This is a genomic window from Seohaeicola sp. (genome assembly GCF_048006315.1).
GTDB lineage: Bacteria > Pseudomonadota > Alphaproteobacteria > Rhodobacterales > Rhodobacteraceae > Seohaeicola.
In genome coordinates, this window is the sequence record NZ_CP180350.1 from 1,485,921 (window position 1) to 1,512,085 (window position 26,165).

The window sequence follows — 26,165 nt, forward strand, 5'->3', positions numbered from 1 at the left end:
GCTCCTCCTCTACCCGTTCGACGCGCCGGCACGGGATGGATCCCGAAACCTTTCGACTGCGGCCACGTCGCTTTCCGCCTCAAGAGCGGAAATGACGGAGTGCAGGTGTTCGGCATCCCGCAAATCGACTTCGATCAGGAGTCGATAGAAATCTGGCTTGCGATCCACGAATTGCAAGTCCGAGATGTTGGCCTTCTGTTCACCGATCAGCGTGCAGATGCGCCCCAGCACGCCCGCGTCATTGCCGATGGTCAGGTTCAGGGTGGCGGTGTGGATCGGCGGGTGCTTGCCCGAATGCCAATGCAGGTCCAGCCAGCGGTCGGGCTGATCCTCGTAGGCGGTCAGGGCCTCGCAATCGATGGCATGCACCACCACGCCCTTGCCGCGGAAGGTGATGCCCACGATACGCTCGCCCGGAAGGGGCTGGCAGCAGCGGGCGCGGTCGAAATTCTGCTCGGGCGAAAGACCGATCACGGCGCGCTTGGTGTCGATCTCGTCCGTCTGATCCGGCGTCAGGTCGGGATAGACCGAGCGCACCACCTCGCGCGCACTCAGTTCGGCGCTGCCAAGGCGCGCCAGCACCTCGTCGCGCCCGTCCAGACGCAGATGGCGCGCGGCGGTATCCAGCACCTTGTCGGTGGCCTTCTTGCCCAGATGCTCGAATGCGGATCGCGCCAGCTCTTGCCCCAGCTTGATGAAACGGCCGCGGTCGACCTCGCGCAGGGCGCGGCGGATGGCGGCCTTGGCCTTGCCGGTGGTGGCGATTTCAAGCCATGTGGCCTGCGGGATCTGGCCCTGGGCTGTGATGATCTCGACCGACTGGCCGTTCTTGATCCGGGTCCAGAGCGGCACGCGCATCCCGTCGATCTTGGCACCCACGCAGGCGTTCCCGATCCTGGTGTGGATCGCATAGGCGAAATCGATGGGTGTCGCGCCGCGCGGCAGTTTCACCACATCGCCCTTGGGCGTGAAGCAGAAGACCTGATCCGAATACATCTCGAGCTTTACCGCCTCGAGGAATTCGTGGTGATCCTCTTCGGCGTCGAACTGTTCGGACAGGCCCGCGATCCATTTGGCGGGATCAACGGCAAAGGGGTTCTGCGTGCGCACGCCATCGCGATAGGACCAATGCGCGGCAACGCCGGTTTCGGCCACATCGTGCATCTGCCGGGTGCGGATCTGCACCTCGACCCGCTTGCCGTCGCGCCCCGAAACGGTGGTGTGAATGGACCGGTAGCCGTTGGATTTCGGCTGGCTGATGTAATCCTTGAACCGTCCGGGCACCGCGCGCCAGCGCTGATGGATCACGCCCAGTGCGCGGTAGCAATCTTCCTCGGACAGGGTGATCACGCGGAACCCGTAGATGTCGGAGAGGCGCGAGAACCCCATCTCCTTCTCTTCCATCTTGCGCCAGATCGAATAGGGCTTCTTGGCCCGCCCGAAAACCTGCGCCTCGACGCCGGCCTTTTCGAGTTCCGAACGCATGTCGCCGGTGATGCGGTGGATCACATCGCCGGTTTCCTTCTGCAGGGTGATGAAGCGGCGCATGATCGAGGCGCGGCCTTCGGGGTTGAGGACCTTAAATGCCAGATCCTCGAGCTCCTCGCGCATCCATTGCATGCCCATGCGGCCAGCAAGCGGTGCGAAAATATCCATCGTCTCGCGCGCTTTCTTGGCCTGCTTCTCGGGGCGCATGGCCTTGATGGTGCGCATGTTGTGCAGACGGTCGGCCAGCTTGACCAGGATCACGCGCAGATCCTTGGACATGGCCATGAACAGCTTGCGGAAGTTCTCGGCCTGCTGGGTCTCGCTTGATGACAGTTGCAGGTTCGTCAGCTTGGTCACGCCATCGACCAGATCGGCGATCTCGGTACCGAAGCGTTCGGCCACCTCGGCATAGGATGCCTTGGTATCCTCGATCGTGTCATGCAAGAGCGCCGTCACGATGGTGGCATCGTCCAGCCGCTGCTCGGTCAGGATCGCCGCCACGGCGACGGGATGGGTGAAATACGGCTCACCCGACTGGCGGAACTGACCCTCGTGCAAGGCGCGGCCATAGTCATAGGCCGCGCGGATCAGCGCCTCGTTGGTCTTGGGGTTGTAGTTGCGGACCAGTGCGATCAGGTCTTCAACCGCGATCATTCCGTCCGCTTCCTTCCTGCGCGCGGGCCTCAGCCCTGGCCCTGTGCTTCCATCAGGGCGCGCAGCAGTTTTTCCTCGGACATGTCATCGTCCATCGGCTTGTCGGCCGCTTCGCCGCCACCCATCAGCAGGGCCATCGAATCATCCTCGGGCTCGTCGACCTCGATCTGGTTCTGGTTCGATTCGATCAGGCGCTCGCGCAGTTCGCCGGCGGACTGGGTTTCCTCTGCGATTTCGCGCAGGGCGACGACGGGGTTCTTGTCCTTGTCGCGATCCACGGTAAGGGCCGCGCCAGAAGCGATTTCACGCGCCCGGTGTGCGGCAAGCATCACCAGTTCGAACCGGTTCGGAACCTTGTCTACGCAGTCTTCAACGGTTACGCGGGCCATGAGATCACTCCAATCAGCGGATGTCGTGTAGATACACGCCACGGTGTACCTTGTAGAAACCCGCTATCTAGGCTGGATCGATGCCATTTACAAGCCGCTATTGGCAGGGTCCCGATTGCGCGGGTCGCACCGCCACCCGGTCTGCCGGGGCAAGCGCCGCGCACATCTGCGACACGGTCTGGCCGGTCAGCGGATGCACCCAGTCGGGTGCCACGTCGCTCAGCGGGACCAGCACGAAAGCGCGATCCTGAAGCCTGGGATGAGGCAGGATCAGCCGGTCGGGCATGTCCTGCGCCTGACGCTCGGCCGGAAGGTCGCGCCATGCGGTCTGGGTCGCCGCATCCGGCAGAACCGTGTCACCGGCGGCAAGAAGATCCAGATCAAGAGTGCGCATCCCCCAGCGCTGCAAGCGTTTGCGGCCATGTCGGTCCTCGATCCGGTGCAGGATCTCAAGCACCTCCTGCGGGGTCTTGTCAGCTGCCACACGTGCCGCGGCATTCACGTAATCGGGACCCGCACCCGCGGGAAAGCAGGGGGTGTCGAAAAAACGGCTGACGGCCAGCACCTGCAGACCCGAGGCCGCGATATCGTCGAGCGCGGCGCGCAATGTCCGGTCCGCGCCGCCGTCCTGTCCGGGAAGATTGCCGCCGAGGGCGATGAGATATTCGTGAACCGACATGAATTTGCAGCTGTCTTTCGATAAGTCCCTAATGGCTTGCGATCAGAACAGGCTCAGCCTAATTTCACCGCTACCTGTCGCGTATTTTACACCTCGCACCACTCGCGATTACCCATTTTTTTGTTCTGACCCACCACTCACCCTACCCATTGCCGCGACGGGACGGAACCCGGAAGGACCCTAAAATGTTTTACAAGGACGAACGGCTTGCGCTGTTCATCGATGGATCGAATCTATACGCGGCCGCTCGCTCGCTTGGGTTCGACATAGACTACAAACTGCTCCGCCAGGAATTCATGCGTCGCGGCAAGCTGGTGCGTGCATTCTACTACACGGCGCTGCTGGAAAACGACGAATATTCGCCGATCCGCCCCCTTGTCGACTGGCTGCACTACAATGGCTACACGATGGTGACGAAACCCGCCAAGGAATACACCGACGGCCAGGGACGCCGGAAGGTCAAGGGCAACATGGACATCGAGCTGACGGTCGACGCCATGGAGCTGGCCCCGCGTGTGGATCATATCGTTCTGTTCTCCGGCGATGGCGATTTCCGCCCCCTCGTGGAAAGCCTCCAGCGGCAGGGTGTGCGGGTGTCGGTCGTGTCGACGATCCGCAGCCAGCCCCCCATGATCGCGGACGAACTGCGCCGCCAGGCCGATAATTTCATCGAACTGGACGAGCTCAAGGATGTGATCGGTCGCCCTCCGCGCGACATGATGGCGCCGCGGGAAAACGGCGTCTCGGCCGAAGCCTGAGGACTGGACCGTATTTTCGGCCCCTGCCTCGGGAACACGGAAAAGGGGCGGGTTGCACCGGCAATCCGCCCTTTCCCATTTGAGCCGGGGCGAGGCTCAGCCCCGGGCCTGCCGGCAGATCAGTTCGCGGCGGCCCTTTCGTTGATCTGGTCATGGATCTCGATCACGCGGTCGGGCCAGGTGCTTTTGATATAGGCCAGCGTTGCCGCGATCTCGGCATCGGTCAGGATGTCTCCATAGCCGGACATGCGGCTGCGATAGCCCCCACCCACCATCGCCTCGATCCCGTATTTCGTGATGTCGAACAGCTGCTGGTCCGGGTGATGCCAGGTATGACCGCCGGGATCATGCGGCGGTGCGGGCAAATAGCCGTCATCGCCCCGGACCTGCCAGTCCGGCTGTCCTTCAAGGTTCGCGCCATGACAGGCCGCGCAATATTCACCATAGATCTGCTGCCCCCGCGCCACCGCCGCCGCATCGCGCCACGGCAGGAAACCGGCCTGCTCCGCAGCGCTCAGCGGCTGCGCCACGGGTGCAAGGGCAAGTATGGCCAGCATCCGCATCCGCATCGTCACGATCCTTTCCTGTTGTCGCCCGCACCATCTGCCACAGGGCCTTGGCGGGCAAGTCACAGCGCCGTGAGATCGCGGCCCTGCCGTCTTGGGGGCTGGACCCGAGGCGGATCAGGCTTTACCTCTGCGGGTAACAGGAGAACGCGATGACCAAACCGCCCCTTACCCTTTATCTGGCTGCACCCCGCGGGTTCTGCGCCGGCGTGGACCGCGCCATCAAGATCGTCGAGATGGCGCTGGACAAATGGGGCGCGCCCGTCTTTGTCCGCCATGAAATCGTGCACAACAAATTCGTCGTCGACGGGCTGCGTGCCAAGGGCGCGGTATTCGTCGAGGAACTGGACGAGGTGCCCGGCGACCGCCCCGTGATCTTCTCGGCCCATGGCGTGCCGAAATCCGTGCCCGCGACGGCACAAGCGCGCCAGATGATCTATGTCGACGCCACATGCCCGCTGGTCAGCAAGGTGCATATCGAGGCGGAACGCCACCATGACAACGGGCTGCAGATCGTCATGATCGGCCATGCCGGGCATCCCGAAACCATTGGCACCATGGGACAATTGCCGGATGGCGAGGTGCTGCTGGTCGAAACCCCTCAGGATGTGGCGGCCCTTGCGGTGCGCGATCCGGCAAAGCTGGCGTTCGTGACGCAAACCACCTTGTCCGTGGATGACACTGCCGAAGTGGTCGCGGCGCTCAAGGCGCGATTTCCGGGCATCGTGGGGCCGCACAAGGAAGACATCTGCTATGCCACCACGAACCGGCAGGAAGCCGTCAAGGCGATGGCGCCCAAATGCGAGGCGATGCTGGTCGTGGGGGCGCCGAACTCGTCGAACTCCCGGCGTCTCGTCGAAGTGGGCGCGCGGGCCGGTTGCGGCTATGCGCAGCTGGTGCAGCGGGCCAGCGACATCGACTGGCGCGCGCTGGACGGGATTTCCAGCATCGGGATCACGGCGGGCGCATCGGCCCCGGATGTTCTGATCACCGAGGTGGTGGACGCCTTCCGCGACCGCTTTGACGTGACGGTGGAGCAGATCGTCACCGCCGAGGAAAACGTGGAATTCAAGGTGCCGCGTGTCCTGCGGCAACCGGCCTGAGGCGGATCATGCAAGGTATTCCCCGCGCCGCCCTGATCCTTGGCCTTGCCGGCCTGATCCCCTTTGTATGGGGGGCCATAACCGTACTGTCCGAGCCGCTGAATTTCTGGAGCGGGCAGACACTGGGGGGCCGTTTCACAGGCCCCTATGTCGGGCTCTTCTACGGTGCGGTGATCCTGTCCTTCATGTCCGGCGTGCTCTGGGGGTTCGCCACCAAGGCAAGCGGGGCGGTCGCGGCCTCGGGTTATGTGCTGTCGGTGATCCCGGCGCTTTGGGCGTTCTTCATGACAGGCGGCGGGCCGGTCAGTGCGGCGATCAACCTGATCGCGGGCTTCATTGGTCTGCTGGCGCTGGACTGGATGTTCTGGAAACAGGGACTTGCCCCGGAATGGTGGATGAGCCTGCGGGTCCTTCTGACCGCGATTGTCGTGATCTGTCTGGCGGTCGTGGCCTTCGCCTGACATAGAGATCGACACATCAAGGATGCTGCCATGACCCAGATGACCCTCTACTCGATGCCCTCATCCGGCAACAGCTACAAGGTGCGGCTGCTGCTGGCGCTTCAGGGGCGCGCGTACCGCCATGTGCCTTGCGAAGCCGGTTCGGACGCGCTGGCGCAGGCCAAGGCCGAGGGCAAGGCACCGCTGGGCAAGGTTCCGGTGCTGCATCTGGCAGATGGGCAGGTGCTGAACGAATCCAACGCAATCCTGTGGTATCTGGGAACCGGCACGACTTGGGTGCCCACGGATCCGTTGGCGCAGACACATATGCTGTCATGGATGTTCTTCGAACAAAACCGCCACGAGTCGGTGATCGCGGTGCGCGCGGCACTGCGCTGCTATCCGCACCGGGCGGCGCAAGCCACGCCCGAGCGCATGGCCACCCTGCTGGACGAGGGCCATGCGATCCTTGCCCTGATGGAGGATGCGCTGGCGGGGCAGGACTGGTTCTGCGGGGCAGGCCCGACCCTCGCCGATATTGCGCTTTACGGCTATACCTGCACGGCCGACACGCGCGGCGGCTATGACATGGCGCGCTTTCCCCGCATCACTGCCTGGTGCGGGCGCATGGCTGCCCTGCCCGGCCACGTCACCCTGGACCATGCGCCATGACACAGCTTTTCGCCTATACGGATGGGGCCTGTTCGGGCAATCCCGGCCCCGGCGGCTGGGGTGCGCTGATGCGCGCGGTGCGCGACGGCAAGATCATCAAGGAACGCGAGTTGAACGGCGGCGAGGCCGATACGACCAACAACCGCATGGAACTGCTGGCCGCGATCAACGCGCTCGAGGCGCTGGAACGGCCCAGCCAGATCACCATCGTCACCGACAGCGCCTATGTGAAGAACGGTGTGACCGCGTGGATTCACGGCTGGAAAAAGAACGGCTGGCGCACGGCGGACCGCAAGCCCGTCAAGAATGTCGAGCTGTGGCAGCGGCTGGACGCGGCGCAGGCGCGGCACAAGGTGACCTGGGAATGGGTCAAGGGTCATGCCGGCCACCCCGAGAACGAGCGCGCCGATGAACTGGCACGCGCGGGCATGGCGCCGTTCAAGGTGAACGGGAAAGCGGGCCGATGAGCCTGCTGGTCCTGCTGGACTATGCCTCGGTGCTGGTCTTTGCGCTGACGGGTGCCCTGGTCGCGTCGCGGGCGCAGCTGGATATCGTGGGTTTCTTCTTCATCGCCTGCCTGACGGCGGTGGGCGGCGGCACGCTGCGCGACGTGCTTCTGAACCGCGACACGGTCTTCTGGGTGGCCGAGCCCACCTATATCGCCATCGCCTGCACGGCGGCGCTGGTGGTGTTCTTCACCGCGCATCTGCTGGAAAGCCGCTACCGCGCGCTGATCTGGCTGGACAGCCTGGCGCTGGCCGTGGCGGTGCCTGCGGGCGTGGGTGTGGCCATCGGCATGAATCAGCCCGCCGCGATGGTGCTGATCATGGGCATGGTCACGGGTTGCCTTGGCGGATTGATGCGCGACGTGGTCTGCAACGAGGTACCGCTGGTCCTGAAACAGGGAGAGCTTTATGCCTCGGCCGCCTTTGCGGGTGCCGGGGCCGCGCTGATCGTGCGCGCGCTTGGTGCGGACACGCTGGTCATGCTGGCCGCCTGCGCCCTGCTGACATGGGTCCTGCGCGCGGGATCACTGGCTTTCGGCTGGCGCCTGCCGGTCTACAAGAGCCGCCCGCCAAGGGTGTGACACCCGGATAACGCGACACTGACGCCGATGTTATCGGCTGGCGATTGCGCGGGGAAATCCTGCCCCCATCTGACATGCATTCCGGTGCGTCAACATTGAAAGGATATCCCGTGCGCCATCTGTTTCTGACTGCAGCCATTACACTTGTGGCCCTTCCAGCCTATGCGCAAAAGGACATGACACCTGTGTCCAAGGCCGAACGCGGAACGATGGTGACCGTTCAGGGCCAGGTCGCGCGCATCCTGGACGAAGACACCTTCCGCCTGAGCGACAGCAGCGGCAACATCCGCGTCTACGTGGGGCCGAACCTTGTTCCCGCCGAAGTCGGCGAGACGGTCACGGTCCATGGTTTCGTCGATGACGATCCCGGCCCGCGCGAGATCTATGCCCGCACCATGACGCGCGCCGACGGCACGCTGGTCACCTTCGACTACAGGTACTGAGGGCAAAGCCCGGCGCGCAGCCTAGCGCCGGGCATCTTCCAGGATCAGGTCGGATGCCTTTTCACCGACCATGATCGCGGGGGCATTCGTGTTGCCTGAAGGGATCGTCGGGAAAATCGCGGCATCGGCCACACGCAGCCCGTCCACGCCATGCACGCGCAACCGCGCGTCAACCACGGATTGGGCGGGGTCCGCCCCCATCCGGCAGGTGCCGCATTGGTGGAACACGGTCCATGACTTTTCGCGGATCACGTCGGCCAGCGCCTCGTCGCTGTCCACGTCCCAGCCCGGCGTGATCTCGTCCTCGATCACGGCTGCCATCGCGGGCGTCCGGGCGATCTTGCGCATCAGCCGGTAGCCCGCCAGCATGACCGCACGGTCATAGTCGGTATCAAGGTAGTTGGTGTGCATCTCGGGCGCCGCGAAAGGATCGGGCGAACAGATCTGCAGGTAGCCCGTGCTGGTCGGCTTGCAGGGGTTGAAGCCCAGCAGGAAGCCCGGAAAGGGATCGGGGTTCATCAGGGGGCGCGTGCCCACCGGTGCGCGGGTATAGCTGACGGGCGAGAAGTAGAGTTGCAGGTCAGGCCGCGTGGCGCCTTCCATCAGCCGGATGAACCCGCCCCCCTGATTGAGGCTGAGCGACAGCGGCCCCTTGCGCGTCAACACATAGCGCAGCCCCGCCCAGAGCTTGCCCATCAGCGGGTTGAGTTCTTGGTTCAGGCTGGGCACGCGCGCGCGATACAGCGCATCCGCGCCAAGGTGATCGGACAGGTTGCGCCCCACATGGGGCGCATCATGCAGCACCGCAACACCGTGGCGCTGCAACACCGCGCCGGGACCGATACCCGACAATTGCAGCAGTTGCGGGGAATTGATCGCCCCGCCCGACAGGATCACCTCGGCGCGCGCCCGCGCCGTCAGCGTGCGGCCATTCTGCACATATTCGACTCCGACGGCGCGACGCCCCTCGAAGATGACCCTTGTCACATGGGCGCGGGTTTCGACCCTGAGGTTCGCGCGCTTCATCGCCGGGCGCAGATAGGCGCGCGCCGCCGAGGCGCGCAACCCGCCCTTGGTGGTGATCTGGTAGAGGGCGGCACCTTCCATGTCGTCGGCGTTGTAATCGGGGTTGGTGGGATATCCCGCCTGCTCGGCCGCCTGAAGGTACATGCGCGTCAGCGGGTGCACGTCCTGCGTCACGTCATGCACATGCAGCGGGCCACCAGTTCCACGCAGCGGGTTCGCGGGTCCGTCCCAATCTTCCATCCGCTTGAAGACCGGGGCAACATCATCCCATCCCCAGCCGGGTGCGACCGCGTTCCATTCGGCATAGTCAGAGGGATGCCCACGCACATAGACCATCGCGTTGATCGAGCTTGATCCGCCCAGCACCTTGCCGCGCGGCCAGTAGGACCGGTTGCCGTTGCGGTTGGGATCGGGTTCGGTAGTGTATTTCCAGTTCACCCGTTCGTCGTAATAGACCTTGCCGTAGCCGATCGGCACCTGCACCCAGAATGTCAGGTCGGACCCGCCGGCTTCCAGCAGCAGCACCTTGTTGCGGGCATCCGCGCTCAGCCTGTTGGCCAGAACCGATCCTGCCGACCCGGCCCCCACGATCACATAGTCGAAGTCCTGCACGTCTTGCACCTGCCCCTTGCCGGCCTCATGGCCCGTTCTGTCCGGGCCCATACCTCACCTTGCACCATAACGACAACCATCAGGGCGCTCGTGGCGAAAAGCGACAGTTTCATGACGGTCAAAGGCCAGATGCGGCCGGTCTTTCAGAACGGAAAGAACAGCGGAATGATCGTGATCGCGACGATCCCGAAGATGATGTTCAGCGGCAGGCCCACCTTGATGAAATCGGCAAAGCGATAGCCCCCGGCGCTGTAGACGAAGGTGTTCGTCTGATAGCCGATCGGCGTCGCGAAACTGGCCGAGGCCGCGAACATCACGGCCATGATGAAAGGGCGCGGATCGAACCCCAGCTGGACCGCAAGGGCGATCGCGATAGGGCCGACAAGGACCGCGACCGCATTGTTGGACACCATCTCCGTCAGCAGACTGGTGACGAAATACACCGCCGCCAGGATCAGAAGCGGCCCGGCATCGCCAAGCGAACTGACCACCCCCGAGACGATCAACTGCGCCGTGCCCGTTGCATCCAGCCCCATGGACAGACCCAGCATGCCGAAAATCAGGAACAGGATACGCCAGTCGATCGCATCAAAAGCCTCTTCCGGATCGACGCAGCGGGTCAGCATCACCACGACCGCACCGATCACGGCCAGCCCGGCAATCGGCATCACCTCGAACGCGGCAAGCACCATCACGGCCATGATCGTGGCGATGGCGATGGGTGCCTTGGACCAGCGGGTCGCCCGTTCGGACGGGGCCGACAGGTTGATGATCCCGCCGTCTTCCATCAAGCGCTGAAGCCCTTCGGGCGGGCCTTCCAGCAGCAGCGTATCGGCGAACTGCAGCCGCAGTTCCGGCAGATCCTGCGAGATGTTCTGCTCGGCGCGGTGCACCGCCATCAGGTAGACGCCGTATTTGCGGCGCAGCTTGAGGTCCTTGATGGGCCGCCCGCGCAGGTGCGAATTCGGGCCGACGCTTGCCTCCATCGTGATGGTCTGGTCGGCGGTTACGGGTTCGAAGGCGTGATCGTCGATGTCGCGGAACGCCACCTGCCCGTTTTCCTTGAGGCCCAGGATCTCGCCGGTGCCGGTCTTCAGAACGATCCGGTCGCCGGCTTCCAGCGTCATGTCCTTGAGGGTGCGCCGCATCGACACCTCACCGCGCACCACGTCGAGGATGCGCGTTTCCAGCGTGTTGAAGGGCAGTTCGGACAGGCGCTTGCCGATATATTTCGATTCATGCGGGATCAGCAGGCGCGCCATGAACTTGCGCTTGCTTTCCTTGCCCATCATGCTGGACAGGGACGCCCGATCCGGCAGCAGGTAGCGGCCGGCAAAGATCATGTAAACCATGCCCACGCCCGCGAAGATCAGCCCCGGCAGGGTCATCTCGAACATCGAGATCGCGGGCTGGCCCGCGTCGCGCGCCACACCGCTCATCAGGATGTTGGTCGAGGTGCCCACCAGCGTCAGCGTGCCACCGAAGATCGCGGCATAGGACAGCGGGATCAGGAACCGTGAAGGCGCAACCCCGACCGAGGCCGACATCGAGATCATGATCGGTGTCAGCAGGATCACCACGGGCGTGTTGTTCATGAAGGCCGATGCGCCCATCGCGCCCACCATCATCAGCACCATGGCGCGCAGGAACGAGCCACGCGCCTTGCGCTTGAGAATGCCGCCCAGCACCATGAGCACCCCGGTCCGTTCCAATGCGGCCGAAATGATGAACATCATGGCAATGGTGATCGGCGCGGGCGAACTGAACACGGTCAGGAAATCGCCGGTCTGGATGATCCCCGTGGCCAGCAGGGCCGCAGAGGCGCCAAGCGCCGTCACTTCGGGCGGATAGAACTCCTTGAAGAAACTGATGAAGACAGCCGCCAGAAGGACAAGCATGAATATCTGTTCAAGGGTCATCAATCACTCTTTCTGCGGCACGAACGCTTTTGCCCCATAAACCCAAAGCCAGTTGGCTTTTCAATCGGCAACCGCAATGCCGGGCCGGACCCCGCCATTCTGACACCGCGAAAGGCGATCTTCGAGGCGGTTTTGCCGAGGACGCACGGACAGGCGACAATGCATGCGCGAAAAGACCCATTCGCCACAAGCCCCAAGGTTGACCTGCATCAATCCATGATCCGCCGGCATGGGATAGGCAGATCCACATGGCACGACGGGGTTGGCGCATGGCAGATCATTCGGACGACAAGCAGGCCGCGATCAGCCGCACCCTGCAACTGGGGCGCAGGCGGCGCGGGCTTTCGGCTTGGTTCTGGGCAAGCCTGTCCGTGGTGGCTTGCGTTCTGGCGCTGTGGGGACTGGTGCGCTGGACGGACCGCAAGGCCGAACCGCAGTATCGCACCGAAACGGTCAGCCGCGGCGATCTGGTGGTCAGGGTGTCGGCCACCGGCACGCTGGAGCCGACCAACACGGTGGACATTTCTTCCGAACTGTCGGGGACGATCCGCGCCGTTCATGTTGATTTCAATGACAGGGTCGCCGTGGGCCAGGCGCTGGCCAGCCTGGACACCACGAAGCTGGAGGCGCAGAAAGCCGTGGCCGAAGCCAATGTCACGGCCGCCATCGCACGGTTGCGCCGGGCCGAAACGTCCCTGGCCGAACAGCGCGACAGCTATGACAACGCCGTGGCGCTGGAACAGCGCGGCGTGACAAGCCCGCAGGCCCTGCTGACACGACGCGCCGCCTTCTACCGCGCGCAGGCCGATCTGAGCGTGGCCGAGGCAGAGTTGAACGTGGCGCGCGCCAATCTGAAACTGGTCAAGGCCGATCTGGACAAGGGCTGCATCTGCGCCCCCATCAACGGCATCGTGCTGGATCGCACGGCATCCGTCGGGCAGATCGTCGCCTCGTCCCTGTCCGCGCCGGTTCTGTTCACCATCGCCGAGGACCTGACCCAGATGGAGGCGCAGGTCGCCATAGACGAGGCCGATATCGGCCTTGTCTCGGAAGGTGATGCGGCGGTTTTCACGGTCGATGCCTTCGACCGGCGCAGCTTTCCCGCAACCATCCGAATGATCCGTTATGCGTCGGAACCGCTGGATGGGGTCGTCAGTTATGTCGCGGTCCTCAGTGTCGACAACAAGGACCTGTCCTTGCGCCCCGGCATGACTGCAACGGCCGACATCATCGTGGAAGAACGCGCGGGCGTGCTGAGCGTTCCCAATGCCGCCCTGCGCTATGCTCCGCCCGCGACAAGCGAGGAACGCGCGGGTGGCGGGCTCCTAGGGTTGATCATGCCCGAAAGGCCTGCCCCTCGACAGGACGATGGCAGCGGCCCCGCGGTCTGGGTGCTACGTGCAGGCGCCGCGGTTGAGGTGCCGGTCACGATCGGCAGCAGCGATGGCCGCATGACGGAAATCACCGGCGGGGACCTGGCCGAGGGCGAGGCCGTGATCACCGGACAGGCCGGATAGGAACATGCAGGACAGCCCCCCACTGATCGCGTTGCAGGGCATCACCCGCGTCTACGGGCAGGACGAGACGGAAGTCCGCGCGCTGGACGGTGTCGACCTGACCATTCGGGCGGGCGAGTTCGTCGCCATCATGGGGCCCAGCGGGTCGGGCAAGTCGACGGCCCTGAACGTGATCGGCTGCCTTGATCCGCCGACATCCGGGCGGTACCTGTTCAACGGTGTGGATGTCGCGGGACTTGACCGCGATCAACGTGCCTTGCTCAGGCGGCATTACCTTGGCTTCGTGTTCCAGGGCTTCAACCTGCTGCCGCGCGCCACCGCGCTGGAAAATGTCGAATTACCATTGATCTACAAGGGCTTGCCGCGTGCGGAACGGCATGCGCGCGCCATGCGGGCACTGGACCAGGTCGGTCTGTCCGGCCGGTCGCATCACGACCCTTCGGAACTGTCGGGCGGTCAGCAGCAGCGGGTCGCCATCGCGCGCGCGCTGGCGGGCGCACCGGACCTGATCCTGGCCGATGAACCCACGGGCAACCTGGACACCCACCGCTCGGTCGAGATCATGGAGCTGCTGGGCCAGTTGCGGGCCAGGGGCGGGCTGACCATCGTGATGGTCACCCATGAAGACGACATGGCCGCCTATGCCGACCGGATCATCTGGATGGTGGACGGGCGGATCGCGCGGGACACGCCCACCGCGCGGGGGAAAAGCCATGCTGTTTGAAACCATCCGCCTTGCGCTGCGGGCCATCGCGCGCAATGCGATGCGGTCGATCCTGACGGTTCTGGGCGTCGTGATCGGTGTGGCGGCCGTGATCGCCATGGTGACCGTCGGCCAGGGATCGTCCGAACAGGTCACGCGCGATGTGGCGAAACTGGGCACCAATGTGCTGATGATCCGTCCCGGACAGAACACGATGGGACCGCGCAGTTCCGTCACCTCTGAACGGTCCTTCGATCTGGGCGATGTCGCGCAGATCATCCGCGATCTGCCCCAGGTCGAAACGGCCAGTGCCGCGGAAAGCCGACAGATGGTGGCGGTCTTCGGCAACATCAATCACCGCACCATGGTGCAGGGTGTCGGCAATGCCTATCTTGCCGCGACGGACTGGCCCGTGGTGCTGGGCCGCTCTTTCCTTGCCGGAGAGGAACAGGCCGGGCGCGCCGTCTGCATCCTGGGCCAGACCGTGCGCGCGGAGTTCTTCGGCGCGGCCAACCCCGTGGGCGAGAAGATCCGCCTCAAGACCATGTCCTGCGAGGTCATCGGCGTTCTGGACAGCAAGGGCGCCTCCAGTTTCGGCACCGACCAGGATGACACGGTGATGATCCCGGTCCGCACGTTCCAGCGGCGCATCGCGGGCAGTTCCGCTGTGAACATGATCTACGTCGCGGTGCGCGAGGACGTGCCGACCGACATGGCCCGCAGCGCGATCGAGACATTGCTGCGCGACATGCGGCGCATCGATCCGGGCGAGGAGGATGATTTCAACGTCATCGACATGAAGCAACTGGCCACGATGCTGACCGGGATCACCAATGTGCTGACCGGCCTGCTGGCGGCGGTGGCCGCCGTCAGCCTGCTGGTGGGCGGGATCGGGATCATGAACATCATGCTGGTCAGCGTGACCGAACGCACCCATGAGATCGGCATCCGCCTTGCCGTGGGCGCGCAGGCGCGACAGGTGCTTGCGCAATTCCTGGTCGAGGCGATCGTGCTGTCGCTGATGGGCGGCATCCTCGGGATCATGCTGGGCCTTGCGCTGGCGGCGGCGGCCGCGCGTTTCATGGTCATCCCCTATACGCCGGATCCTCTGGTCGTGCTGGGGGCCTTCGCCTTTTCCGCCATGGTGGGGGTGGTCTTCGGCTATCTGCCCGCGCGCCGCGCCGCGCGGCTGAACCCGATCGACGCGCTGCGGCATCAATGAACGGCAGGGACCGCGCCAGGCAGGTCGCGCTCACCCCCTTGTGCCGGTGCCCACATCCTCGGGCGCGACGGCCACGGATTTCAGAACCGCATGACAGGTCTGCCCCTCGGACAGCCCCATCGCTTCGGCCGACCGGCGGGTGATCCGCGCGCTCAGCCTTTGGCCGCCGATGTCCAGGGTGACCATGACGCCGGGGCCCTGGCCGCGGCGGATCTCGGTGATCGTGCCGGTCAGGATGTTCAACGCCGATATTCCCCGTGGCACCTCGGTGGCCAGGATCACGTCCTGCGCCGCAATGCGCACCCGCACCACCCGGCCCGGCGCGGCCTCGATCCGGGGCAACCAGAGCGGCACCTCTCCGGCGGCAAGCTGGGACAGGCCATCGGCATGGTGGGCGACAACCCGCGCCGTCAGGATCGACGAGGCCCCGCGCGCGCCCACGGCCGCCACATCGCCCAGCACCTGCGCGGGCGGGCCGACCGCCGCGACCCTGCCCGCGCGCAACGCCACCACGGTGGTGGCCAGTCGGGCCACTTCGGCAGAGGCATGGCTGACGTAGAGGATGGGCACCGCCACCTCGTCGCGCAGCCTTTCGAAATAGGGCAGGATCTCGGCCTTGCGGGTCTCATCCAATGCGGCCAGGGGCTCATCCGCCAGGATCAGCCTGGGGGCTGCCAGCAGGGCGCGCCCGATCGCGACGCGTTGCTTTTCGCCACCCGACAAGGCGCCGGGGCGGCGGTCCAGCAGATGTTCCAACCCGAGGAGTTCCACCACCCGGTCAAGGCTTTCGCCCCGCGCGTCGCGGGGGGCGAACCAGCGCCCGAACAACAGGTTCTGCCTGACGCTCAGATGCGGGAAAAGCCGCCCCTCCTGAAAGACATAGCCCAGGCGACGCTTGTGCGGGGGCAGGACCCTGCGCGCATCGGTGTCCAGCAGCACCAGGTCATCGGTGACGATCCGCCCCCTGTCCGGGCGCAAAAGTCCGGCGACCGCATTGATCACCGTGCTCTTTCCCGACCCCGATGGACCAAAAAGCACGGTGACGCCCGGCGGCGCCTCGAAGGCCACGTCCAGGTCGAAACCCGCGAATTGATGCCTGAGCGAAACCTGCAACGTCATCGGCCCGCCACCCGTCTGGCCACCCGCCGCGCGGCGACTTCGGACAGAAGCAATGCCGCCATGGCAATCACGACCGCGACGATCACCAGGCGTCCGGCGCGATCCTCGGCGCCCGGGACCTGCAGCAGGGCATAGATGGCCGAGGGGATGGTCTGCGTCTGACCCGGAATGTTCGACACGAAGGTGATGGTCGCGCCGAATTCGCCCATCGCCTTGGCAAAGGCCAGGATCCAGCCCGCGATGATCCCCGGCAGGATCAGCGGCAGGGTGATGGTGACAAAGACCCATGCGGGCGAGGCGCCAAGCGTGCTGGCCGCCGCCTCAAGCTTGGGATCGACTGCTTCGATCGCCAGGCGTATGGCGCGGACCATCAGCGGAAAGGCCATGATGGCCGCTGCCAGCGCCGCACCTGTCCAGCGGAAGGACAGCACGATGCCGAACCATTGCTCCAGCCATTCACCCACGGGGCCGCGCCGCCCGAAGGCCAGAAGCAGCAGGTAGCCCGTGACGACGGGAGGCAGGATCAGCGGCAGATGGACGATCCCGTTCAGCACCTGCTTGCCCGGAAAGGACCAGCGCGCCAGCGCATAGGCAATGAAGATGCCGGGCGGCAGGCTGATGAGCGTGGCCCAGAACGACACGCACAGGGACAGGCGCACAGCCTGCCATTCCTCGGGGCCAAGCCAGCTTGTCCAGTCGGCCCACATCAGCCGGGAAACCCGAAGCCGAAATCACGCCAGATCACCCGTGCCGCGTCCGATGACAGGTAATCAAGGAAGTCCTGCGCCACGGGGCTTTGCGATTGCGCGGTGATCGCGGCGGGATAGGTGATCGGCGCATGGCTGTCGGCGGGAAAGGTGGCGACGATGCCGACAGCCTCCGCGACCGCCGCATCGGTGGCATAGACGATGCCGAGGGGCGCCTCGTTCCGGGCGACGAAAGCCAGCGCCGCGCGCACGTTGTCGGATTGCGCGACCTTCGCGGCCACGCTGTCCCACAGGCCCAGGTGCTGCAGCGCGGCCTTGCCGTAGATACCCGCCGGCACCGCATCGACCAGCGCCATCGACAGCCGCCCGTCCCCCAGCAGACCTGCAAGGTCCAGCGCGCTGTCCAGTGTCACGGGGGCCGCATCGCCGCCATGGGCGATCAGCACCAGACTGTTGGCCAGGATGTCGCGCCGCGTGCCCGCGCGCAGATCGCCCGTGGCTGCGACCGCATCCATCCAGTCCTGGCTGGCCGAGATGTACAGATCCGCGGGCGCCCCCTGCTGGATCTGGCGCGCAAGGGCCGATGACCCGGCAAAGGACAAGACCACCCGGTGACCTGTTGCAGCAGTCCAGGCATCGGCCACGCGGCGCAGCGCATCGGTCAGGCTGGAGGCCGCGAAAACCGTCACCTCTGCCGCCGTCGCGCAAAGCGGTGCTGCTGGCAGAAGGGCCAGGGCAAGGGCAAGGCGACGAATGGCAGGCCCAAACATGGGGGGAAGACTTTCTCAGATATGTTTTCCGGAACATATCGCCAAAGCCCCCTGCAGGTTGCAAGCGTTATTTTTCGCAGGGAATATCGCCTGATTGCGCAGATGCGGGTGACGGACGCGCCCGACCTGCCTGTTGATCAGGCCTGCGCAGGTTGCAGGGCGCAACCTTCGACAGTGACGCGGTGCATGTAGCGGCGATACCCGTGATAGTCGTTGATCGCCTTGTGCCAAGTCGCCCGATTGTCCCACATCGTGACATCACCGACATTCCATGAGACGCGCGCCTGGTATTCCGGTTTGCGGCATTGCGCATAGATCATCTCGAGGATGGCGGCGGATTCCCCCGGCAAAAGCCCCTCGATCCTCGTGGTGAACTGCGGATTCACGAACAGCCCCTCACGTCCCGAAAGCGGGTGCCGGATCACGACCGGATGCAGGACATCCTGTGTGGCAAGTGCTGCATTGCCGATGCGACCGGACTGCGCCGCTTCCGAGTTGCCTTGCGTTTCCCCGAAGACATGCCGCGAGGAATGCCATGCAGACAAGCCACGCAGCATCCGGCGCACCGGTTCCGACAGGCTTTCGAAGACATCCGCCATCGAGACAAAGACCGTGTCGCCACCATGTGGAGGCACCTCGAGCGCATGCAGGATCGACCCCGTCGCAGGCGCAACATCGTAGGAATGATCGGTATGCCACTCCTCGCCGATTGCACCTTTCTGATCCTTTTCCTTGAGGACCAGGGCAACCTCGGGATGGCTTTCAAGCTTGGTGAAGAAACGGTTGACGTTGATCGGACCAAACCGCCGGGCAAAGGCCAGATGGTCGTCCGGCGTCAGTCTTTGCCCCCTGATCACGATCACCGAATACTGGATGAACGCCTCTTTGATGGCGTCAAAGCAGGCCGGATCACGCAGATCCGCGCCGGAAATCTCGGCCCCGAACAGGCCCGTCAACTTTCTGATGTGCATGGGATGTCCTTTCGCGCATGACACAAGGCTATCCAGCGTGCAAAGGTTGGCAAAGACGATTATTCAATGCTACAAGGACGTTTTTTCTTGCTTAAGTACACATTGCGCCAACTGGAGCATTTCGTGGCGGTCACCAATGCAGGCGGGATCGCGCAGGCAGCCCGCCTTCTGGGTCTGTCACCGGCAGCCATCGCGGCCTCGGTCGGCCGGCTGGAAGAGGTGCTTGGCCTGTGCCTGTTTGACCGGCATCACGCCAAGGGTTTGAACCTGACCCCGGATGGTGAAGCCTTTTACCCGCATGCATCGGCCCTTCTGACAGAGGCAGAGCGGCTGCAGATCCACGGCAGGGAACTGTCCGACGGCACAATCGGCCATCTGCGGTTCGGCTGCTATCTGGCACTGGCCTATATCTTCGCCCCTCAGATCGTGCTGCAGCACAAGCAGGACTGGCCCGGTGTGTCGCTGGACCTGACCGAAGACAATTTTTCCGCCCTGTCGGCCAAGCTGCTGTCCGCAGACCTTGATCTGGTGCTGGCCTATGATCAGGGTTTCGATCCGGCGCTTTTCATCGTCACGCCGATCGGGCGGGTCAGTCCCAGGGTCATCCTGCCATCGACACATCCGCTTGCAGGACGCGACCGTCTCTCGCTGGATGAACTCAGCGACACTCCCTACATCGCGGTCAGGGAAAACGGGCCGGGCCCCAGCTATCTGGACATGATGCGGGGCCAGGGGTTCGAGCCGCAAGTCGCGATGGTCTCGCGGTCCTATGAAATGGTGCGTTCCTGTGTCGGCAAGGGGATGGGCTTTACCCTTGCGGTATTCCAGCCGCCCAATCCGGTCACGTATCACGGCGACGGCGTCACGGCTGTTCCGCTGGCCACACCCGTCGGCGAGCTGGAGATCGTGATCGCCACGCGCAGACCGGCAAGCCCCGCGCCCGCCCATCCCAGCTTGGCCAGGTTCAGTGCGCTTTGTGCCCAGGTTGTCATGCAGGGCATCGCGTCCCGCACCTAGCCACCTCAGGCCGGTTTGCGTGCACGTGCCAGAAAGGCATGCCACATCAGGTAAAGCACCGTGACCACCAGCCCTGGCCCGAACCACAGCGGATCACGCATCAGCACGATCACGGCCAGGGCAAGCCGCAGGGCGGTTTCCCAGCCGGACAGCGCGTGGCGGTCATACCGGGTCAGGGCGCTGGCGATCAGGTAAAGCCCGATCCCCAGCCGTGGCAGCAACAGCGCCAGCCCCGCCCAATCCACACCCGGACCATAACCCTCCAGGAAGACCGCCGATCCCGGCGGCGCCGCGGGATCCAGCTTGGCCGCGTCGATCAGCAAAAGCTCGGGATAGAAGGCGAACACGAAGGGCAGCACGAACATCACCACCCCCGATCGGACGGCCGAAAATCCCGTGGCCATCGGATCGGCCCGCGTGATCGAGGCTGCGGCAAAGGCGGCGATCGCCACGGGTGGGGTGATCGCGGATGCCACGGCAAAGAAGAAGATGAACATATGCGCAGTGAAGGTGGCGATACCCAGACCCACGACCAGCGGGCCCATCAGCAGCGCCACGTTCACATAAGCCGGCACCGTGGGCATGCCCATGCCCAGCAGGATCGCCATCAGCATGGTCACGAACAGGGCCGCGAAAAGGAAGACGCCATCCGTCTGCAAATCCGGCCCGAAGGCGCGCAACATGCCAAGGACATCGCGCGCGATGAAGCCGGACAGTCCGGTGAAATTCAGGCAGAAGTCGATGATCGAAACAGACAGGAACATCAGGTAGAGCGTCGAAATGGTGACGCCCGCGTCAGCCAGCGCATCGATCAACTGGCCGGGCCGCTTGCGGAATTCGGGATCAAGGAAAAACAGGCAAGACAGCAGCACCAGCGCCCACCAGCCCGCCGATCCCGCATCACCGGCCGAATTCTGGATCAGCTGATAGATCCAGGGCAGGTTCTCGGCCCGGCATATGCCATTCAGCCAGATCTGCTCGACCCCCAGAAATGCGCCCAGCGGCCCGCATCCGACCGCATCCTTGGGCGTGACCAGCAGCACCAGGATCAACAGGATCGGGGCAAAGATCATCACCAGGTTCAACTTGTCCTGTCCGGTCAGCAGCATGTCGGGGGTCTTGTCGCCGACCGCCTCGATCCCCTGCTTGCGGGCCTCGAAGACCACGGTCAGGAACAGACAGCCGAAATAGGCCAGCGCCGGGATGATCGCGGCAAAGACCACCTCGCGGTAGGGGGTCACGGTCATCGCGGCCAGCACGAAGGCCGCCACACCCATCACCGGCGGCATGATCTGCCCCCCGGACGAGGCCGCGGCCTCGACCCCGCCGGAAAAGACCCGGCCAAAGCCGCGCTTCAGCATCATGGGGATCGTCAGGACGCCCGTTGACAGCACGTTGACGACCGGACCGCCCGAAATGGTGCCGAACAGCGCCGATGACACGATGGCGGCATGGGCGGGGCCGCCGCGCAGGCGCCGCGTCCACAGGAACGCCAGCTTGATCAGCGACTTGCCCCCGGCCGAAATGCCGAAGAGCGAGCCAAGCACGATATAGGGAAAGACCGAATTCAGCAGGATGCCCATGAAGCGGCCCATCAGGCCCTGTGCGTTGTTGACCAGGATGTCTTCCACATTGGGGCGCCCGTCCATCAGGCTGCGCGGTTCGCCGCCCAGCTTGGTGATCAGGTACTTGTTCATGTCGTCGGCCCCGAAGGCATACCACACCAGCACCGTGGCCAGGGTATAGGCCGCGATCAGGATCGCCACCGCGACCAGGGGAAACCCCCAGACGCGCACGTTATAGCCCAGGAAAACCGCCAGCGCCCCGCCGACCACGACGAAGATCCAGCCGCCCAGCGTCTGCACGCAGGCGGGATCCTCGACCGAATTGGGCTCGGGCAGGCCATAGAGCGCGGCGAATTCCTTTTCCTCTTCCAGGGCGCGCGCCAGCAGGTCGGCGCGCAGCCCGGTGGCCCGGTCGATCAGGCAGATCGAGTCGATCTCGATCATGTAGGACAGGGACACGACAAGAGCCGTGACAACCAGCAGGACATCCATGATCGCGCCCAGGCGCAGCTTGAGCGGGCCAACCTCGCGGGCGCGAAAATCGGCCCAGAAGGAATGGTGCAGGGCGACAATCGTCATCATCAGCACGAAGGCCAGCGGGTAGAGCCACTGATAGGGAAACTTGCGGATGGCGAAGGCGGGGTTGTCGCTCAGGTCCTGAAAGAAGCTGTCCAGACCCGGTATCGACGGGATGGTGTTCAGAAGGCCGATCCCCACCAGCACCAGCCCAAGGACCCGCGCGATGCGTTTCAGCGTAACGTCAGGGCGACGCCCGGTGTCGGTCGTGGTCATGACGGCCTCGATGGTCTGGGGAACGGGGGGCAAGGGGGCGGCCGGGCCGCCCCCGCCGGATCACTTCGCGCAGTCCGGGATGGCATATCCCGCCTCTTCCCAGGCCGCGACCGCGCCGGGGTGGTATTTCAGCGACAGGCCATTGCACAGGCCGGTCACATCGGCATCGACCACGTCATAGTTCACGTTCCCCGCATAGGGCGAGCGCGTCTTCAACTCGGGCAGGGTTGCGATATATGCCGCGACGATGGCCTTGACCACGTCATCGGGCAGGTCGGCGCGCGCCACGGTTGCGAAAGGCACGCCCGGCGACCGGAACATCCCGTCCTCGGAAATCAGCGTGACGCCGCTACCCTCGGCATAGCCCATTTCCTCGCCCTTGATGACGACCGGCGCATTGCCGGGGGCCTTGAGGAATTTCTGCATCCCTTCGCTTTCCCAGATCTCCTTGGGAAACGAGATGATGTTGACATTGCCCGCCGCCAGCGCGGTCACGACGCGATCGGACGGAAAAGTGATCGGCACCATGAAGGCTTCGGCGGACCCATCGACCAGAGTGGTGGGCAGCTGTCCCCAGTTGGTCTGCAGACCCTTGTAGTCTTCGCCATCCTTGAAACCGCCGGATCCCAGCTGCAGGGTCTGGCGTCCAACGGTCAGCGCCGCACCCGAGGGCGGGCCGTTCCAGACCGTGCGCCCCTTGATATCGGTATAGCTGTTGATCCCCGACACGACCGGCGCAAAGAGGCCATATGCCCCTGCATTATAGGTATAGAGAACCTTGACGTTCGGCGCGATTTCCTGGCCACGTTCACCCACGCTGCTGAAGGGGCCACGGCCCTTTTCCAGCAGGAAATGCAGCAGCGTCGGGGCGGTCGCGATATCCGACTTTCCCTCGGCCACGTTGAGCATGGAATTGGTGGCGGTCTGCCCTTCCTGCACCTGCAGGTTCGCAATCCCCATGCGACCCACGACATCGGCCAGATGCAGCGTGGACAGATGCGGCGAATTCCCCGCGCTGGATGTCTCGACGGTCAGGTTGGCCTGCGCCATGGCCATCTGGCCACTCAGCATCAGGCCGGCAATCATGGCGGTCGTCCGTGTCGATCTTGAAAACATGTGTCCTCTCCCTTTGATTTATGGCGGGGCCTCCTCCTGCCCCGCTCTGTTCAGTCCCTTGATCCTGTTCCTCGCATGTCACGGACCCTGCGGCCCACGTATTTGGCCACCAGTTCCGGCTCCAGATCGCCCTCCTCGACGATACCGATTAGAACGCCCTTGCGCGCGGTCTTGCCCCGCGCCGCCATCAACGTGGCATTTGAGATCGTCGTGCGCGCGCCCGGACGGCGCGCCCAGGCGAACAGCTTGTCATAGAGTTTGCCCCGGATCTCCGCATGCGCCTCGGACGCGCCAAGGTCATCGACCTCGCCGGGGTCGCTGTCCAGGTCGAACAGCATCGGGCGGAATCCGCCTTCGAAATGGACCATCTTCCAATGCCCGTCGAAGACCATGAACATCCGCGCGTCCTTGGGATGCAGACCCAGCTTGCCGGCCAGCGGCGTGGCGGAATAGTCGTATTCGCAGAAAACCGCACCGCGGGCGGGCGCATCGCCACCACGCAGCAGCGGCAAAAGTGAGCGCCCCTCGAGGACATGATCCAGCCGGGCGGCGTCGCCGCCTGCCACATCGACGAAAGTGGGCAACAGGTCGATGCATTCGACCAGCGCATCGCAGACCGTGCCGCGCGTGGCATCGGCCTCTTCCGAGGGGTCATAGATGATCAGTGGCACCCGCACGCTGGCATCCTGGAAAAAGGTCTTTTCGCCCATCCAGTGATCACCCATGAAGTCGCCGTGATCCGAGGTGACGACGATCAGCGTGTCGTCCATGCGCCCGGTGTTTTCCAGCCAGTCGAACAGCACGCCCATCTGGTCGTCGCATTGCTTGATCAGGCCCATGTAGGCACGCAAGACCTTGTCGCGCGTATCGTCACGCGCAAAGGCGCGACCCACTGGCGCGTTCTGAAAACCCTTGAAGACAGGGTGATCCGTCTCGCGTTCGGCTTGCGTGGCCACGCGGGGCAGGAAATCCTGCGGCCCGAACATCGAGGCATAGGGTTCGGGCACGATATAGGGCCAGTGCGGCTTGATATAGCTGAGGTGGCAGCACCAGGGCTGGCTGGCCCCCGCGATGAACTCCATCCCGCGCCGCGTCAGATAGGGGGTTTCGCTGTCTTCCTCGCGGATATTGGCGGGCTGATCCGAGTTGTTGAGGAACCAGCCCGACAGCACGTTGCCATCGTCATCGATGCCGGAATTGGCATGGTCATGCCAGGGGTTGTCGCCCTCATAACCCTTTTCGCGCAGGTACGCGTTGTATTTCAGCGCACCGCCGGGATCGTAGTAGCCGTCAGGGCCCTCGGGGCGCATGCCGTCGTCGCGCTCGAAGATGTCGAAACCACATTCCGACACGCGCGCACCGATCACGCTGTCGGGTTCCAGCCCAAGGCGGCGCATGCCTTCGGCGTCGGCCTTCATATGGGTCTTGCCGACTAGCCAGCAGCCCATGCCGAGGTCGCGCAAATGGTCGCCCATGGTCAGCTCGCCAACCTTCAGCGGCACATTGTTCCAACTGGCCCCGTGCGAATGCACATAGCGCCCGGTATAGGTCGACATCCGCGAGGGCCCGCAGAGCGGCGACTGGATATAGGCGCGGTCGAACCGGACCCCCATCGCCGCCAGCCGGTCGATATGCGGGGTTTTCAGATGCGGATGACCATAACAGGACAGGTAATCCCACCGCAGCTGGTCAAACATGATGAACAGAATGTTCCGTGGCTTTGCCATCGGCGCTGATCCCCTCCCTGCAAGGTCCGACGCTTGTTTCGCGCGGTCCCTTGGGGTCAGGCTAGCAGCCAAGACAGCGTTGCGGAAATAGATTACGCAATCACGTCATATCATTTTCGGCATATCAGGCATAGACTTGGGCAGCGCGGCGCATGTGGTCGCGCAGCAGCGCGGCTTCGGGCGTCGGACTGCGGTCACTGGCATAGGTCATGCCGACCGAACCCATCAGTTCTTCGCTCTGCAGGCCCAGCCGCACCAGCCGGCCCTCTGCCAGTTCGCCCCGCACGGCGCCAAGGGGGACGCAGGCCACCGCGTGACTGGAGGACAGGAAAGTGCGTGTGAACTCGAAGGACACGGTCTCGATCTTGTTGGGAAAGGGGCCATGGCCGCGCGCGGTCACGAACTTGTCCAGCTCCATGCGGATGATCGTGCCGGGCATCGGCACCACGACCAGACCGGCCCGGATGTCTTCAAGTGTCACGGCTTCGGGTGCTGCCGCGAATGGATGATCGCGATCCACCACGAAGATCAGCGGTTCGAAGTAAAGATGCTCGAACCGGATGCCGGGCATGTAGTCCAGCGCCAGCAGCCGCCCGATGATAAAGTCGATCTCGGCCCGGTGCAGACGTGCGACAAGTTCGGGGATCGACGCCCAGTAAAGGCGCAGATCGACCTCGGGCGCCTCTACCTTGAAACTGGCCGCAGCCTCGACCGCCAGGGTCCGCGAGACATTGGGCAGCATCCCGATCGCCACGACCGGCACGGGCGAGCCACCCGCCGCAAGCCGCGTGCCTGCCTCAAGCTGCGACAGCGCGGTATCGACATGCCGGCGCAGCGCCGTGCCTGCCTCGGTCAGGGACAGGCCGCGCCCGGTGCGGTGAAACAAGGGCTGGCCGATCAACCCCTCCAGTTCGGACAGGGTGCGCGACAGGGCCGGCTGCGAACTGCCCAGACGCTCGGCGGCGGCAGTCACGGAGCCGTGCAGGGCCAGGGCCTGAAAACAACGCAGATGGCGCATGCGCAGCCTGGAAAACGCCTGGTTCATGATCCGCCTTTTGATGCCGGAGGGACGCGGGACAGGCGGCCAGAGAAACGCCGCGCAC

At 64.4% G+C, this 26,165-nt stretch carries 25 protein-coding genes; 11 read left to right on the top strand and 14 right to left on the bottom strand.

From position 1 onward, the window contains the following. Positions 1–9 precede the first annotated feature (9 nt). The 3 genes from ACMUJL_RS07485 to folK form a co-directional block, all read right to left on the bottom strand. Positions 10–2,142 carry a RelA/SpoT family protein gene (locus ACMUJL_RS07485; protein ID WP_068287234.1) on the bottom strand — a complete coding sequence of 711 codons (2,133 nt, stop codon included), beginning with the start codon at positions 2,140–2,142 and terminating at the stop codon, positions 10–12. 29 nt (positions 2,143–2,171) lie between these two features. Then, entirely contained in the window at positions 2,172–2,531 is a 360-nt protein-coding gene (gene rpoZ, locus ACMUJL_RS07490; protein WP_068287231.1) for a DNA-directed RNA polymerase subunit omega, read from the bottom strand. A 97-nt stretch (positions 2,532–2,628) separates the two neighbouring features. After that, positions 2,629–3,210, bottom strand: coding sequence for a 2-amino-4-hydroxy-6-hydroxymethyldihydropteridine diphosphokinase (folK, locus tag ACMUJL_RS07495; RefSeq protein ID WP_375569255.1), 582 nt, complete (start codon positions 3,208–3,210; stop codon positions 2,629–2,631). A gap of 185 nt (positions 3,211–3,395) precedes the next feature. Between folK and ACMUJL_RS07500 the strand changes: the two genes are divergently transcribed. Next, positions 3,396–3,968: an NYN domain-containing protein gene (locus tag ACMUJL_RS07500; RefSeq protein ID WP_068287226.1), complete on the top strand. Its 573-nt coding sequence runs from the start codon at positions 3,396–3,398 to the stop codon at positions 3,966–3,968. Positions 3,969–4,087: 119 nt separating this feature from the next. Here the strand turns inward: ACMUJL_RS07500 and ACMUJL_RS07505 are convergent, their stop codons facing one another. Next, positions 4,088–4,537, bottom strand: a complete 450-nt coding sequence (locus ACMUJL_RS07505; RefSeq protein WP_375573981.1) for a c-type cytochrome — start codon at positions 4,535–4,537, stop codon at positions 4,088–4,090. A gap of 149 nt (positions 4,538–4,686) precedes the next feature. Here ACMUJL_RS07505 and ispH point away from each other — a divergent pair, with 149 nt between their 5' ends. The 6 genes from ispH (at position 4,687) to ACMUJL_RS07535 (ending at position 8,279) form a co-directional block, all read left to right on the top strand. Next, on the top strand, positions 4,687–5,637 hold the full coding sequence (gene ispH / locus ACMUJL_RS07510; protein ID WP_375569253.1) for a 4-hydroxy-3-methylbut-2-enyl diphosphate reductase: 951 nt from the start codon (positions 4,687–4,689) through the stop codon (positions 5,635–5,637). An 8-nt stretch (positions 5,638–5,645) separates the two neighbouring features. Beyond that, the gene (locus ACMUJL_RS07515; RefSeq protein WP_375569251.1) at positions 5,646–6,098 is read left to right on the top strand and encodes a DUF3429 domain-containing protein; all 453 of its coding nucleotides are present in this window, start codon (positions 5,646–5,648) and stop codon (positions 6,096–6,098) included. 30 nt (positions 6,099–6,128) lie between these two features. After that, the gene (locus ACMUJL_RS07520; protein WP_375569249.1) at positions 6,129–6,749 is read left to right on the top strand and encodes a glutathione S-transferase family protein; all 621 of its coding nucleotides are present in this window, start codon (positions 6,129–6,131) and stop codon (positions 6,747–6,749) included. Beyond that, a complete protein-coding gene (gene rnhA / locus ACMUJL_RS07525) occupies positions 6,746–7,216 on the top strand; it encodes a ribonuclease HI (RefSeq protein ID WP_068287216.1) in 471 nt (156 codons plus the stop codon). Before ACMUJL_RS07520 ends, rnhA begins: the two co-directional genes overlap by 4 nt. Further along, entirely contained in the window at positions 7,213–7,836 is a 624-nt protein-coding gene (locus ACMUJL_RS07530; protein ID WP_375569246.1) for a trimeric intracellular cation channel family protein, read from the top strand. The genes rnhA and ACMUJL_RS07530 overlap by 4 nt, the downstream gene beginning before the upstream one ends. A 110-nt stretch (positions 7,837–7,946) precedes the next feature. Continuing rightward, positions 7,947–8,279 (top strand): hypothetical protein, encoded by a 333-nt coding sequence (locus tag ACMUJL_RS07535; protein WP_138176617.1) that lies wholly within the window; start codon positions 7,947–7,949, stop codon positions 8,277–8,279. 21 nt (positions 8,280–8,300) lie between these two features. Here the strand turns inward: ACMUJL_RS07535 and ACMUJL_RS07540 are convergent, their stop codons facing one another. Then, complete coding sequence (locus ACMUJL_RS07540; RefSeq protein WP_416914211.1) at positions 8,301–9,968, bottom strand: GMC family oxidoreductase; 1,668 nt, start codon at positions 9,966–9,968, stop codon at positions 8,301–8,303. A gap of 92 nt (positions 9,969–10,060) precedes the next feature. Continuing rightward, a complete protein-coding gene (locus ACMUJL_RS07545; RefSeq protein WP_375569244.1) occupies positions 10,061–11,836 on the bottom strand; it encodes an SLC13 family permease in 1,776 nt (591 codons plus the stop codon). Between the two features lie 269 nt (positions 11,837–12,105). Between ACMUJL_RS07545 and ACMUJL_RS07550 the strand changes: the two genes are divergently transcribed. From ACMUJL_RS07550 to ACMUJL_RS07560, 3 genes are read left to right on the top strand one after another with little or no spacing between them, the layout of a single operon-like run. Continuing rightward, entirely contained in the window at positions 12,106–13,353 is a 1,248-nt protein-coding gene (locus ACMUJL_RS07550; protein WP_375569242.1) for an efflux RND transporter periplasmic adaptor subunit, read from the top strand. Between the two features lie 4 nt (positions 13,354–13,357). After that, positions 13,358–14,077 (top strand): ABC transporter ATP-binding protein, encoded by a 720-nt coding sequence (locus ACMUJL_RS07555; RefSeq protein ID WP_068287201.1) that lies wholly within the window; start codon positions 13,358–13,360, stop codon positions 14,075–14,077. Continuing rightward, positions 14,067–15,278 carry an ABC transporter permease gene (locus ACMUJL_RS07560; RefSeq protein WP_375569240.1) on the top strand — a complete coding sequence of 404 codons (1,212 nt, stop codon included), beginning with the start codon at positions 14,067–14,069 and terminating at the stop codon, positions 15,276–15,278. Before ACMUJL_RS07555 ends, ACMUJL_RS07560 begins: the two co-directional genes overlap by 11 nt. 30 nt (positions 15,279–15,308) lie before the next feature. Here ACMUJL_RS07560 and modC read toward each other — a convergent pair whose 3' ends face one another. The 4 genes from modC to ACMUJL_RS07580 all read right to left on the bottom strand — a co-directional run bounded on the left by modC (position 15,309) and on the right by ACMUJL_RS07580 (position 18,845). Beyond that, on the bottom strand, positions 15,309–16,397 hold the full coding sequence (gene modC, locus ACMUJL_RS07565) for a molybdenum ABC transporter ATP-binding protein (RefSeq protein WP_375569238.1): 1,089 nt from the start codon (positions 16,395–16,397) through the stop codon (positions 15,309–15,311). Then, complete coding sequence (gene modB / locus ACMUJL_RS07570) at positions 16,394–17,104, bottom strand: molybdate ABC transporter permease subunit (RefSeq protein WP_375569236.1); 711 nt, start codon at positions 17,102–17,104, stop codon at positions 16,394–16,396. The genes modC and modB overlap by 4 nt, the downstream gene beginning before the upstream one ends. Next, complete coding sequence (gene modA / locus ACMUJL_RS07575; protein WP_375569234.1) at positions 17,104–17,874, bottom strand: molybdate ABC transporter substrate-binding protein; 771 nt, start codon at positions 17,872–17,874, stop codon at positions 17,104–17,106. Before modA ends, modB begins: the two co-directional genes overlap by 1 nt. Before the next feature lie 137 nt (positions 17,875–18,011). Next, on the bottom strand, positions 18,012–18,845 hold the full coding sequence (locus tag ACMUJL_RS07580) for a TauD/TfdA dioxygenase family protein (RefSeq protein ID WP_068287188.1): 834 nt from the start codon (positions 18,843–18,845) through the stop codon (positions 18,012–18,014). Positions 18,846–18,932: 87 nt separating this feature from the next. Between ACMUJL_RS07580 and ACMUJL_RS07585 the strand changes: the two genes are divergently transcribed. Next, positions 18,933–19,862: a LysR family transcriptional regulator gene (locus ACMUJL_RS07585; RefSeq protein ID WP_375569231.1), complete on the top strand. Its 930-nt coding sequence runs from the start codon at positions 18,933–18,935 to the stop codon at positions 19,860–19,862. Positions 19,863–19,867: 5 nt separating this feature from the next. Here ACMUJL_RS07585 and ACMUJL_RS07590 read toward each other — a convergent pair whose 3' ends face one another. From ACMUJL_RS07590 to ACMUJL_RS07605, 4 genes are all read right to left on the bottom strand, one after another. Further along, on the bottom strand, positions 19,868–22,219 hold the full coding sequence (locus ACMUJL_RS07590) for a TRAP transporter permease (RefSeq protein WP_375569229.1): 2,352 nt from the start codon (positions 22,217–22,219) through the stop codon (positions 19,868–19,870). 60 nt (positions 22,220–22,279) lie between these two features. After that, a complete protein-coding gene (locus ACMUJL_RS07595) occupies positions 22,280–23,335 on the bottom strand; it encodes a TAXI family TRAP transporter solute-binding subunit (protein ID WP_068287186.1) in 1,056 nt (351 codons plus the stop codon). A 50-nt stretch (positions 23,336–23,385) separates the two neighbouring features. Then, on the bottom strand, positions 23,386–25,062 hold the full coding sequence (locus tag ACMUJL_RS07600) for a sulfatase-like hydrolase/transferase (RefSeq protein WP_375569227.1): 1,677 nt from the start codon (positions 25,060–25,062) through the stop codon (positions 23,386–23,388). Between the two features lie 124 nt (positions 25,063–25,186). Continuing rightward, positions 25,187–26,080, bottom strand: coding sequence for a LysR substrate-binding domain-containing protein (locus ACMUJL_RS07605; RefSeq protein ID WP_375569225.1), 894 nt, complete (start codon positions 26,078–26,080; stop codon positions 25,187–25,189). Positions 26,081–26,165: the final 85 nt, after the last annotated feature.

Excerpts from the sequence above, each read along its gene's own strand:
- folK (WP_375569255.1), bottom strand. The coding sequence starts at position 3,210 with ATGTCGGTTCACGAATATCTCATCGCCCTCGGCGGCAATCTTCCCGGA.
- ACMUJL_RS07600 (WP_375569227.1), bottom strand. The coding sequence starts at position 25,062 with ATGGCAAAGCCACGGAACATTCTGTTCATCATGTTTGACCAGCTGCGG.
- ACMUJL_RS07590 (WP_375569229.1), bottom strand. The coding sequence starts at position 22,219 with ATGACCACGACCGACACCGGGCGTCGCCCTGACGTTACGCTGAAACGC.
- ACMUJL_RS07520 (WP_375569249.1), top strand. The coding sequence starts at position 6,129 with ATGACCCAGATGACCCTCTACTCGATGCCCTCATCCGGCAACAGCTAC.
- modB (WP_375569236.1), bottom strand. The coding sequence starts at position 17,104 with ATGTGGGCCGACTGGACAAGCTGGCTTGGCCCCGAGGAATGGCAGGCT.
- ACMUJL_RS07560 (WP_375569240.1), top strand. The coding sequence starts at position 14,067 with ATGCTGTTTGAAACCATCCGCCTTGCGCTGCGGGCCATCGCGCGCAAT.
- ACMUJL_RS07505 (WP_375573981.1), bottom strand. The coding sequence starts at position 4,537 with ATGCGGATGCGGATGCTGGCCATACTTGCCCTTGCACCCGTGGCGCAG.
- ACMUJL_RS07515 (WP_375569251.1), top strand. The coding sequence starts at position 5,646 with ATGCAAGGTATTCCCCGCGCCGCCCTGATCCTTGGCCTTGCCGGCCTG.
- ACMUJL_RS07545 (WP_375569244.1), bottom strand. The coding sequence starts at position 11,836 with ATGACCCTTGAACAGATATTCATGCTTGTCCTTCTGGCGGCTGTCTTC.
- ACMUJL_RS07530 (WP_375569246.1), top strand. The coding sequence starts at position 7,213 with ATGAGCCTGCTGGTCCTGCTGGACTATGCCTCGGTGCTGGTCTTTGCG.
- ACMUJL_RS07580 (WP_068287188.1), bottom strand. The coding sequence starts at position 18,845 with ATGCACATCAGAAAGTTGACGGGCCTGTTCGGGGCCGAGATTTCCGGC.
- ACMUJL_RS07605 (WP_375569225.1), bottom strand. The coding sequence starts at position 26,080 with ATGCGCCATCTGCGTTGTTTTCAGGCCCTGGCCCTGCACGGCTCCGTG.
- modC (WP_375569238.1), bottom strand. The coding sequence starts at position 16,397 with ATGACGTTGCAGGTTTCGCTCAGGCATCAATTCGCGGGTTTCGACCTG.
- ACMUJL_RS07500 (WP_068287226.1), top strand. The coding sequence starts at position 3,396 with ATGTTTTACAAGGACGAACGGCTTGCGCTGTTCATCGATGGATCGAAT.
- ispH (WP_375569253.1), top strand. The coding sequence starts at position 4,687 with ATGACCAAACCGCCCCTTACCCTTTATCTGGCTGCACCCCGCGGGTTC.
- rnhA (WP_068287216.1), top strand. The coding sequence starts at position 6,746 with ATGACACAGCTTTTCGCCTATACGGATGGGGCCTGTTCGGGCAATCCC.
- ACMUJL_RS07540 (WP_416914211.1), bottom strand. The coding sequence starts at position 9,968 with ATGGGCCCGGACAGAACGGGCCATGAGGCCGGCAAGGGGCAGGTGCAA.
- ACMUJL_RS07555 (WP_068287201.1), top strand. The coding sequence starts at position 13,358 with ATGCAGGACAGCCCCCCACTGATCGCGTTGCAGGGCATCACCCGCGTC.
- modA (WP_375569234.1), bottom strand. The coding sequence starts at position 17,874 with ATGTTTGGGCCTGCCATTCGTCGCCTTGCCCTTGCCCTGGCCCTTCTG.
- ACMUJL_RS07595 (WP_068287186.1), bottom strand. The coding sequence starts at position 23,335 with ATGTTTTCAAGATCGACACGGACGACCGCCATGATTGCCGGCCTGATG.
- ACMUJL_RS07550 (WP_375569242.1), top strand. The coding sequence starts at position 12,106 with ATGGCAGATCATTCGGACGACAAGCAGGCCGCGATCAGCCGCACCCTG.
- ACMUJL_RS07485 (WP_068287234.1), bottom strand. The coding sequence starts at position 2,142 with ATGATCGCGGTTGAAGACCTGATCGCACTGGTCCGCAACTACAACCCC.
- rpoZ (WP_068287231.1), bottom strand. The coding sequence starts at position 2,531 with ATGGCCCGCGTAACCGTTGAAGACTGCGTAGACAAGGTTCCGAACCGG.